Here is an 11277-nt window from a genome sequence, read left to right as displayed (position 1 = left end):
CGCTTTTTTTACTCCCGCGACAAAACATTATCGTGATGTTAATCATTACACTCACAAACAGGTCATTTATGTTTGTATGTTTAGCGTAACTTTTTAAACTGCTTTTTATGCTTTAAACAACCGACAAAAATACAATTTTTAACGAAAACGAAACCATATCTAATAACTTAGGTTATTAAACACAGTTAAAAATTAAAATAATTAAAGGCTAACAACTTACTCCGTATCGCGAAACGTCCCTTTTTGGTCAACATTGACCATAAAAATAAACGTTCTCCTTCGCCTATGGGCTAGGGGGTAAGTCGTTACGCTAAATGCTAAATAAGGGAAGATTATTAGTGTTTTGTATGTTCAGAAACTAGATCCCCTACAACGAACCCGTAGTTTAACGATCTTTTCTTAACTTATCCACACTGGATTTTTATGTAAATGACTGTCTAGCACCAGAAAATATTATGAAAAATTTAATTTTGATTTAGGTGATTATCTTCCAAGCCTTCTTTATGCCCTGCCTTAATCTTCCTCGCCATCATTCCACACCAAAGATATACAACGTATTTGGGGTTATATTGTGAATAAAGTGACAATAATCCATGCAAAAATAACGTGCTTATCAACAATTTCTACTCATAGCCTTAGTTATAAACAGCTCTCTCACATGTAATACCGATTAGATCCCAAGCCTTGGCCCTAAGCTAAGCATTTAAAATATAATATTTATTTGTAGTTATACACAGGAAAACACGCTGTTTATAAAAATTACTTATCAGATCAAATAATAAAATAATATTTATTAGGATCTTTTATAATTTGTTTGTTAGATAACGCCCGTTATGTAAATAAATTGTGTAAAACTATACCAACATACTCGGGATAACTTGGGTGTCTTTTAAAAAATTTTGTTAAGCCTCATGTTATCCCCAGCTAATTAAAGGCTTGTTCCCCCTCATACCCCAAGCCATAAAAATTTTTAATTAATTGATTCTAAAAAAAAACATCAAGTTATCCACAGAATATCGCTCTATAGTTATTACATCTGTATATAAGATATTAAATAAATAATAATTATTTACTAATTTTTAAAAATCTTGTTCATTTAAGTATTTCTCTTAAAACTTATGTATAACTAATGTGTAATTTTGTGGATTATTCGATGCTTTTCATGATTTTGAGCTGTAATCCAAATTATCCAGAGCTTACAATAGACATAATCCCAAGGGTTATGCACAGAAATTTATAAGCTAAATTGTTGATAAAATATGATTTTTTCAAGTTTTCCGCTTATACACAGGACTAATCATAAACATTGATCTATTCAATTTCATAAATATATATTTAATATACTATTTGGATTTTAAAACTTGACAGATTGAGTCCCATTCAACTATAGTTGACCACCTAATTTTACAGTGTCTAAATAGTTAGCTAGCTTGGTGCAAAAATGAAAAGAACCTTCCAAAGAAAAACAAGACTAACCAGAGCCAGAACACATGGATTTAGAAAGCGCATGCAATCTAAAAATGGTCGTCTCGTATTAAGCAGACGTCGTAAGAAAGGACGTAAAAATCTAGTTTCTGTCGGCGGCTTAAAGAAATAAAGGTATTGTGTTAGCTTGATAGTAAATGAGCACAGCGCAATTCCAAAGCTAAAGTTTGCAAAAACAAATCGTTTAATTGTTAGAAGTGAGTTTCAGGCTGTTTTTAATAAAGGCAGGAGACTTAACAGTTATTCGATTTGTTTGTATTACTATGCCAATAAACTTCAAACAGCTCGCCTTGGCGTTGTTATCGCTAAACGGGTAATTCCTAAAGCCGTAAATCGAAATACTTATAGACGACTCATCAAAGAAAGTTTTCGCTTGGCTCAAGATGATATTAAAGGTTTGGATATTGTTGTCTTGCTTAAGAAAACGCCTGACAAACAACGTCCAAGCAACGAAAAGATTAAGTATGAATTGCAAAAGATATGGCAACGTTTACCACCTTTTCCCAAAGAAGCTTAGTCCTTTTGATTAAAGGATATCAATATTTTCTAAGCCCATGGCTTGGAAGAAGTTGTCGATTTTTTCCCTCTTGTTCTCATTATGCAATAGATGCAATTGAAAAGCATGGCAGCATACGAGGGAGCAGATATGTCATTTGTCGATTATTGAAATGTCATCCTTTTCATCCCGGTGGCATAGATTTGGTACCATAAGAGGAACGGTCATGGATTTTCAACGCATTCGCGTTTTTATTTTATTATCTTTATTTGTTGTTGGACTTATGCTGTACAGCACATGGCAACAAGAACAAGTACCTGAGCTTGCCTCTAAATCGGCGAGTCAGACTCTACAGCCTAACAAAGATATTCCATCCGATGTGCCGAATATTCAAAGTTCGTTGCCAAGTAGCTCACATTTAAATATACCATCATCAACGACACCAACAACGCTTATCACCGTTGATACAGATGTTTTTAAGCTTAAAATTGATCCAAAGGGTGGTGATATTGTTTTTGCAAATTTACCACAATATCCAACCTCTCTTGAAACACCTGATGATGCATATCAATTACTAAATAATGTTGAAGATAAGCGTTTTTATGTTGTGCAAACAGGGCTTTTAGGCCAAGACAATTCTGGGCCTGATTCAAGAATAAAGGGTAGAGCTGCGTATAAAGTTGCTCAAACGAAATATGTGCTTGCGCCTTCGCAAGAAATACTACAAATACCACTTGTCTGGGAAGAAGAAGGACTTAGAGTTACCAAGCTATTTACACTCAAACGAAATAGTTATGTGATCGATGTAACCTACAAGATAGAAAACACAAGACAAAACGCTTGGGTTGGAAGTTATTATGGTCAAATTAAAAGACAGCATGAAGAGCAAAAGAGAGCTTTTTTATCTGTCCAAATGTATCAAGGTGCTGCAGTCCATACTGCCGATAAGCCCTATAAAAAGGTTAGTTTCAAAGACATGAAACAAAATACCTTTAAGCAAACCTTAAAGGGTGGTTGGGTTGCCATGTTGGAGCACTATTTCTTAAGTGCTTGGATTCCCTCAAAAGATGCGGAACAAAAATATTATTCTCGTGTAGATGAAAATGACACCTATACCATTGGTACTTTGTCTTCCTTTGAGGTTCCTGCTCAATCAACACTTGAAGTGGGTGGAAGGCTCTATTTGGGACCAGAAATTACCGATGTATTAAAAGAACTTTCTCCAGGCCTTGAGCTCACTGTAGATTACGGTATTTTGTGGCCAATTTCTCAATTGCTGTTTTGGTTGTTGAAATATATTCACGATTTTATTGGGAATTGGGGATGGTCGATTATTTTGTTAACACTTCTGATAAAAGTAGTGTTTTATAAATTATCTGCAGCAAGCTATAAATCAATGGCGCATCTTAAAGAAGTGCAGCCTAAAATTGAAGCGCTTAAGCAACGATGTGGTGAGGATAAGCAACAATTTAGTCAGTCTTTGATTGAGTTATATCGTAAAGAAAAAATAAATCCACTGGGTGGCTGTTTGCCAATTCTTATCCAAATTCCAGTATTTATTGCTTTATATTATGTGTTACTTGAAAGTGTAGAGTTAAGGCAAGCTCCTTTTATTTTCTGGATAAATGATCTTTCTATTAAAGATCCATACTATGTATTACCTATTATTATGGGTGCATCTATGTTCTTCCAGCAACGTATGAATCCACCACCTCCGGATCCTATGCAAGCTAAGATCATGATGTCTATGCCGTTTATCTTTACCATATTGTTTGTATCATTCCCTGCTGGATTGGTGTTGTATTGGGTTGCCAATAACTTAATATCCATGTTGCAGCAATGGTATATCACTCGAAAATTTGGTTTAAAAGCAAAACCACTTCAAGCAAAAAACGCATGATATGAGCAACAACGTTGATACGATTGTGGCACAAGCAACCGCACCTCTATTAGGTGCGGTTGGTATCGTGCGCATCAGCGGCAAAGCGGTGTGCGATATTGCGCGCAGTATCATAGGTGTTGTACCAACCCCTCGCATTGCGACACTGGTTAATATTCAAGATCCTCACAAAGGAATGATTGATACGGGCTTAGCACTTTTTTTCCCGGGACCCCATTCTTTTACAGGGGAAGATGTTTTAGAGCTACAGTGTCATGGTGGCTTAGTTATTTTGGATATGATTGTAAAAGCCTGTGTTGAAATGGGTGCCAGAATTGCAAAACCAGGTGAATTTTCTGAACGTGCATTCCTAAACGATAAAATAGATTTGTGTCAAGCAGAAGCAATCGCTGATTTAATACATGCAACAACAGAGCAGGCTGTTAAAAGTGCGCATCGTTCATTGTGTGGTGCTTTTTCTGATGAAATCAACAAAATTCAAAATGCGCTCACAGAATTACGCGTTTATGTAGAAGCCGCTATAGATTTCGTAGAAGAAGAAATTGATTTTTTGTCGGATGGAAAAATATTAATTTCTATTGAGCGCCTCCTGTCTCAAATTATTCATTTGTTAAAAGTTGCCGAACAAGGACAATTGCTTCAAGAAGGTAACAAAGTTGTTATTGCTGGAAAACCAAATGTTGGAAAATCTAGCCTATTTAACATGCTTGCACAAAATAATTCTGCCATCGTGACAGATATTCCTGGGACAACACGAGACATTATCAAAGAAACTATTCAAATTAATGGTGTGCCGATACACTTGTTGGATACGGCAGGCATTCGAAATGCCACCGATGCAGTAGAAGAAGAGGGCATTAAAAGAGCTAAAGAACAATTTAAATTAGCAGATACCATTTTGCTTGTGATCGATGCTTCGCAAAAGATATTGTTCACAGAAGTAGAGCAAGCGCTCTTGGCAGAATATAAAGAGAAAACAATAGTGCTGTTAAATAAAATGGATTTAATTGCTCATGCGCCAGAAATTGATGTCGCGTATATAGCGCTTTCAATTAAAAATGGCGTTGGTATGGATGTATTGCATTCTGCACTTACCAAGCATGCGCATTCATTTGAAGGTGTTTTTAGTGCGCGTAGACGACATGTTGACGCCATTAAAAGTGCGAAAGAGAACATTCAAAATGCACAAGTTCAGCTTGTAAACTTTAAAGCAGGCGAGTTGGTTGCTGAAGAATTAAGACAAGCACAACTACATTTAGGCGAAATCACAGGACAGCTAACGTCTGATGATTTGTTGGGTAAAATATTTTCAACTTTTTGTGTCGGTAAATAATCATGCAGTATGAATATCCTCAAATGTTTGATGTGATTGTTGTGGGAGGCGGGCATGCTGGAACAGAAGCAGCATTGGCTGCAAGTCGCATGGGCGCTAAAACACTCTTGTTGACACATAATATTGATACTTTAGGTCAAATGTCTTGTAATCCAGCGATTGGCGGAATTGGTAAAGGACATTTGGTAAAAGAAATTGATGCCTTGGGTGGTGCAATGGCTGAAGCCATTGATAAAGCAGGTATCCAATTTAGAATTTTGAATGCCAGTAAAGGACCCGCTGTGCAAGCAACGCGTGCTCAAGCGGATAGAAATCTTTATAAGCAGGCCATTCGAGAGAAATTAGAAAATCAGAAAAATTTATGGATTTTCCAACAACCCGTTGAAGACCTTTTATTGCAAGATAAAACAGTCGTGGGCGTTGGAACGCAGATGGGTCTAAGCTTTCTTGCAAAAACAGTTGTATTAACCGTTGGCACTTTTCTGCGTGGGAAAATACATATTGGCGAAAGTAAATCTATCGGTGGAAGAGCGGGGTGCCCGCCTTCTATTGCGTTGGCAGAAAAATTATTAGCACTTCCCTTTAAAATTGCACGCTTAAAAACAGGAACACCACCGCGTATTGATGCTAATTCAATAGATTTTTCACAAATGCAGGCACAACCTGGAGATGATCCTGTGCCTGTGTTTTCGTTTTTAGGAACGAAAGCACAACATCCCAAACAAATAGAATGTTTTATTACACATACAACCGATAAAACCAAAGAAATTATTCAAAAAGGTTTGCATCGTTCGCCTATGTATAGTGGGCAAATTGAAGGGATTGGGCCACGATATTGTCCTTCCATCGAAGATAAGGTTGTTCGATTTGCCGATAAAGCAACACACCAAATATTTTTAGAGCCAGAAGGTTTGCATACCAAAGAATTTTATCCTAACGGAATATCGACCAGCTTACCTTTTGAGATTCAGTTGGATTTTGTGCGTAGTATTCGTGGGTTAGAGAATGCGCATATCACAAGACCAGGTTATGCAATTGAGTATGACTTTTTTGATCCGAGACTGCTCAAACCTTGGTTAGAGACGCAAGTTATCAACAACTTATTCTTTGCGGGTCAAATTAATGGCACAACAGGTTATGAAGAAGCCGCCGCTCAAGGCTTAATTGCTGGGATTAATGCGGCATTAAAAGTCTTTGATTCAGAGCCTTGGTATCCAAAGCGTGATGAAGCTTATATTGGCGTATTGATCGATGATTTGATATCGCATGGTACATTAGAACCATATCGAATGTTTACCTCTCGTGCAGAGTATCGATTACTGTTGCGTGAAGATAATGCGGATTTACGTTTAACAGAGGTTGGTATTCGTCTTGGGTTGGTGGATGCATTGAGAGCAGAAATTTTCCACAAGAAAAAACAAGCGATTGATACGCTACAAGAAAAACTAAAAAATACATTTTTGCACCGTGCGGATATTTCCGAAAATGTGGAAGTTATTAACAGTTTGCTCACCAAAGAATCTAATGCTTATCAGTTCTTGAAGCGACCTGAAGTGTCTATAGATATGCTAAGTGCTTTTGCTTCACTTAAAGATGATTTGCATTTTGATTATCCTGAGCTAGATGCTGATTTGTTGGAAAATATTAAAGCCCAGGTGCTTAAACAAGTAGAAGTTCATGCAAAGTATGAGGGCTATATACAAAAGCAAATGCTTGAAATTCAGAAAGCAAGCAAGCAAGAAGAAACGCTTATTCCTAAAGATTTTGACTATACAATCATCAGTGGCTTGTCAGCTGAACTCACAGAGAAATTCCAGCGTTTTAAACCACATACCATTGGGATGGCATCTCGTATACCGGGTGTAACGCCTGCCGCAGTTTCCTTACTCTTAATTTATCTTAAGAAGTATCATCAGCAACGAAACCATGCTTATACAAGAGAAGTAGAAAGTGAAGCTAACGGATAATGTAACCATTGAGAATATTTTGTATGAGATTCAAAATTTGGGTGTGTCTATTACACATCAACAAGCAGAAAAACTTTTTTCTTATTTTGAATTACTTGATAAATGGAATCAAAAGCATAATTTAACGCGCATCAAAAAGCGTGATTTATTGCGATGGCATTTGTTGGATGCGGTTAGTGTGATGCCTTATTGTGTGGGTGAGCGGATATTGGATGTTGGTACAGGTGCTGGTATACCGGGAATAATACTGGGTATTTTGTTGTCAAACAAAAAAATCGTTTTGATTGATAACCAAAGTAAAAAATGCATCTTTCTCAAATATGTTATTAATGTATTGGCTCTGGATAATGTAGAATGCATTCATCAATCAGTTCAAAATTATCATCCAGAATACAAATTTAATACAATTGTTAGTAGAGCATTTGCTCAATTGGCTAAATTTGTTCAGCTTTGTAATCACCTGCTGGTAAGTGATGGAAGATTTGTTGCGATGAAAGGTGATATCTCTGAAGAAGAACTCACTAATATACCAGAAGGTTTTGTGTTACAGGAAAAAGCACCTTTATCGGTGCCAGGCATGAGCAATCGTTATGCTGTTGTGGTTGTGCCAAAATGTACAAGCTGATCAAATCATAAAAAATAAAAATGGGAGCCTGGAATGGGGTGTCACGTATTTGCTTTTGCAAATCAAAAAGGTGGTGTTGGTAAAACAACTTGTTGTGTGAACTTAGCGGCTTCTTTGTCCTTAACGAAACATAAGGTTTTGCTGTGTGACTTAGATCCACAAGGTAACGCTACGATGAGTAGTGGGGTTGATAAAACCGCAGTTCAATTTTCTGTGAATGAATGGTTGTTAGGGAGCTGTGAAACTGAAGACGTTTTAATTGAGCAAACCCCAGCTGGTTATGATTTGATTCCTGCTAATAGTGACTTAACAGCTGCTGAGGCAAATTTGGTTAAAAAGCCGGGGCAACAACTTACATTGAGTAAGAAGTTAGAAGCACTTAAAGATAAATACGATTACATATTTTTAGATTGTCCACCTTCACTGAATATGTTAACTGTTAATGCATTGGTCGCCTCTGATATGGTAATCATTGCGATGCAATGTGAATATTTTGCTTTAGAAGGTTTGACAGATTTAGTGAATACCATAAAGCAGCTACAAAGTAGTTTGAATCCACGATTACAAATTGGCGGTATTATTCGTACAATGTTTGATGGTAGAAATCGATTAGCCATTGAAGTTTCGAATCAATTAATTGATCATTTTGCCAATAAGGTTTTTCAAACAGTCATTCCACGAAATGTTAGATTAGCTGAAGCACCTAGCTATGGTTTGCCCGTTTGTTTGTATGATAAAAGTTCTCGTGGTGCATCGTCTTATTTTGCGTTGGCGGGTGAGTTCGTTAGAAAGTTTAAAAAAACCAAAACAACCCCAAAAACAACAAGCAAACAAAAAGAACACGTTGATTAAAACTCAGAGCATTTTACATTTTTAGGATTATGAATGGCTAAAAAATATAGAGGTTTAGGTAAAGGCTTAAATGAACTTTTATCTGCCACATTGGGTCCGCAAGGAAGTACCGAATTATTACCCTCTTTCCCTTTAGAGCCGCAGGATAATTTTTATGAAGATGCTTCTGCGCGTGTTCCTGGGCAAATATTAAAATATTTGTCTGTCACAGAATTAAAAGGTGGGCCTTTTCAGCCCCGCCAGACGATGCGGCATGAAGGCTTAGAACAATTAGCAGAATCTATAAAAGCGCAAGGTGTTTTGCAGCCTATTGTGGTGCGCTTATCTTCAATCTCAAAGAATTATGAAATTATTGCAGGAGAGCGTCGTTGGCGCGCTGCTCAGCTTGCTGGTGTTGAAAAAGTGCCGGTGATTGTAAGAGATGTGTCTGATGAAGATGCTATGACTTTAGCGCTGATTGAAAATATTCAGCGCGAAGATTTAAATCCGATGGAAGAGGCCAGAGCATTAAAGCGTTTGGCTGATAGTTTAAGTTTAACACATTTGGAAGTTGCTGAGGCAGTTGGCAAATCTAGAACCAGTGTTACCAATTTACTTCGATTATTAGCGCTGGCGGAAGAAGTGCAAAAAATGTTGGAAGAAGGTCATATTGAAATGGGGCATGCGCGTGCTTTGTTGACCTTATCAGCTTCGCTTCAAGGTCAGGTTGCCAGAACGATTGTCAGTCGCGCTTTATCTGTGAGAGAAACAGAAAAGCTTGTCAAAAGAATCCAAGAAGGTAAACCGGCAGAAAAGATGGTTGTTGCCGTCGATCCGAATATTAAGCGATTGGAAATTGATTTGGCCGAAAAATTGGGTGCTAAAGTAAATATTAAACATGGTCAAAAGGGTGGCTTGGTTTTAATTCGTTATCATAATGTGGATGAATTAGAGGGGATACTCGATCACATTGCTTAGCCATTTACTTTGAAAGGCATCGATTTTTGCATGCTGTGAATGGGTTGCTATACTTAAGGCAAGAAAGTGAAAAGAATGTATTCATCATAGATGGAGATCATTCGCATCGCTTGGGTTCTTAAGTCTTGTGATTTTCCTTGGATCCCCCTTCGGCCGATAATACTATCGGCCTTTTTTATATCTGATCTTTTTCTTTGTTTTTAATTCATTTGTTTTGATGTGGTTAACCAACCAATATTTCTGAAAATGCTTCATTGTGTGAAATGCATGGGGGAGAATGGTGTTTTTTATGGTTATCAAACTACCTTTTTAGTTCCTTGTGCCTTTAACTTTAGATAATATTGATGATTTTGCTGAGCTGTCTAAGCAAATAAAAACAGTGGGGCAACATTCATATTTGATTAAATTAATAAGTGACAGTATACTTGGCGCGCTTGACAAGCTTTGCGCCTGGGGTAAAGGAAAATGAAATATTCATTCAAGCACAAAGATGCTTTGTGGGCATTGATATCGCAAGCAATTTTTGTATTCAGCCTTTCTCCTATCATTTGGTATTTTTGGCATCTACGAGCCGCTATGTCGTTCGTAGTGGGTGGTTTGGTCTGTCTTGCGCCCAATATTTACTTGTATAGACGTGTATTTGCCTTTTATGGGGCACATGCTTCGCAGCAAATAGTAAAGGCTTTGTATTGGGGAGAAGCGGTCAAGATTATATTGACAGCGATTTTTTTCATAGGAGCGCTACTCATTCCTTGGGGGCTGCCACTCTGGATATTCATTGGATATCTTTTGGCTCAGATTGGATTTTGGTTAGGGCCGATTTACTTGAGTTTAAAAAAGAATTAATAAAATATGAGCACAACAGGCGAAGAACTTACTGCAGGTCAATATATCGTTCATCACCTTACCAATCTTTCGGTTGGTGAAGGTTTTTGGGCTATTAATTTAGATACACTCATTATTTCTTGGATAATGGGCATAAGCTTTTTGTTTTTATTTAGATGTGCGGCTGTCAAAGCAACTTCTGGTGTACCGGGCAAGTTACAAAATTTTGTTGAAGTACTGCTCGATTTTGTTAAACAACAAGTGAAAGATACCTATCATGGTAAAAGCGAAACGGTTGCACCGCTTGCTTTGACCATCTTTGTTTGGGTTTTTCTCATGAACTTGATGGATTTATTGCCCGTGGACTTATTGCCTTATGCTGCGTCCATGGTGGGCATTCATTATCTTAAGGTTGTTCCTACGACCGATCTGAATCTCACGCTTGCGCTTTCGCTAAGTATCTTTTTATTAACCATTTATTACAATATTAAAATAAAAGGTTTTCATTTGCTTCAGGAGATGTTTTGTTCTCCCTTTGGTCCCTGGTTCTTCCCCTTCAATTTATTGCTACGGCTTGTAGATGAGCTGGCAAAGCCTATTTCACTCGGACTTCGTTTGTTTGGAAATTTATATGCTGGTGAACTTATTTTTATATTGATTGCCTTGCTTCCTTGGTGGACGCAATGGCCGTTAGGGTGGGTATGGGCTGTATTCCATATTTTAATTATCACCTTACAAGCCTTTATCTTTATGATGCTTTCAATTGTATATATTGCACAGGCACATGAAGGGCATTAGCAAACATTTTCAGTCTTTACTATTTTAGTTATTAACCTT

Annotated in this window: 11 protein-coding genes; all 11 read left to right on the top strand. The window is 37.3% G+C overall.

The features are described 5' to 3' along the window. The first annotated feature begins 1441 nt into the window (after positions 1-1441). Complete coding sequence (gene rpmH / locus CC99x_RS12565) at positions 1442-1597, top strand: 50S ribosomal protein L34 (RefSeq protein WP_077065396.1); 156 nt, start codon at positions 1442-1444, stop codon at positions 1595-1597. Positions 1598-1612: 15 nt separating this feature from the next. Continuing rightward, positions 1613-2002, top strand: a complete 390-nt coding sequence (rnpA, locus tag CC99x_RS12560) for a ribonuclease P protein component (RefSeq protein WP_057624403.1) — start codon at positions 1613-1615, stop codon at positions 2000-2002. Then, the gene (yidD, locus tag CC99x_RS12555) at positions 1966-2196 is read left to right on the top strand and encodes a membrane protein insertion efficiency factor YidD (RefSeq protein ID WP_077065395.1); all 231 of its coding nucleotides are present in this window, start codon (positions 1966-1968) and stop codon (positions 2194-2196) included. The genes rnpA and yidD overlap by 37 nt, the downstream gene beginning before the upstream one ends. 11 nt (positions 2197-2207) lie before the next feature. After that, positions 2208-3881 (top strand): membrane protein insertase YidC, encoded by a 1674-nt coding sequence (gene yidC, locus CC99x_RS12550; RefSeq protein ID WP_057624402.1) that lies wholly within the window; start codon positions 2208-2210, stop codon positions 3879-3881. A gap of 1 nt (position 3882) precedes the next feature. Continuing rightward, positions 3883-5214, top strand: coding sequence for a tRNA uridine-5-carboxymethylaminomethyl(34) synthesis GTPase MnmE (mnmE, locus tag CC99x_RS12545; protein ID WP_057624401.1), 1332 nt, complete (start codon positions 3883-3885; stop codon positions 5212-5214). 2 nt (positions 5215-5216) lie between these two features. Continuing rightward, positions 5217-7181, top strand: a complete 1965-nt coding sequence (gene mnmG, locus CC99x_RS12540) for a tRNA uridine-5-carboxymethylaminomethyl(34) synthesis enzyme MnmG (protein WP_057624400.1) — start codon at positions 5217-5219, stop codon at positions 7179-7181. After that, positions 7165-7806: a 16S rRNA (guanine(527)-N(7))-methyltransferase RsmG gene (rsmG, locus tag CC99x_RS12535; protein WP_057624399.1), complete on the top strand. Its 642-nt coding sequence runs from the start codon at positions 7165-7167 to the stop codon at positions 7804-7806. The genes mnmG and rsmG overlap by 17 nt, the downstream gene beginning before the upstream one ends. A 33-nt stretch (positions 7807-7839) precedes the next feature. After that, positions 7840-8658: a ParA family protein gene (locus CC99x_RS12530; protein WP_057624398.1), complete on the top strand. Its 819-nt coding sequence runs from the start codon at positions 7840-7842 to the stop codon at positions 8656-8658. A 33-nt stretch (positions 8659-8691) separates the two neighbouring features. Beyond that, positions 8692-9615 carry a ParB/RepB/Spo0J family partition protein gene (locus CC99x_RS12525; protein WP_057624397.1) on the top strand — a complete coding sequence of 308 codons (924 nt, stop codon included), beginning with the start codon at positions 8692-8694 and terminating at the stop codon, positions 9613-9615. A 465-nt stretch (positions 9616-10080) separates the two neighbouring features. Next, on the top strand, positions 10081-10461 hold the full coding sequence (locus CC99x_RS12520; protein WP_057624396.1) for an ATP synthase subunit I: 381 nt from the start codon (positions 10081-10083) through the stop codon (positions 10459-10461). Positions 10462-10467: 6 nt separating this feature from the next. Further along, positions 10468-11238: a F0F1 ATP synthase subunit A gene (gene atpB, locus CC99x_RS12515; RefSeq protein ID WP_057624395.1), complete on the top strand. Its 771-nt coding sequence runs from the start codon at positions 10468-10470 to the stop codon at positions 11236-11238. Positions 11239-11277: the final 39 nt, after the last annotated feature.

Origin of the sequence: Candidatus Berkiella cookevillensis, assembly GCF_001431315.2 — a bacterium.
In the GTDB taxonomy this organism is placed as follows: Bacteria; Pseudomonadota; Gammaproteobacteria; order Berkiellales; family Berkiellaceae; genus Berkiella_A; species Berkiella_A cookevillensis.
This window is presented reverse-complemented; position numbering and strand designations above follow the sequence as displayed.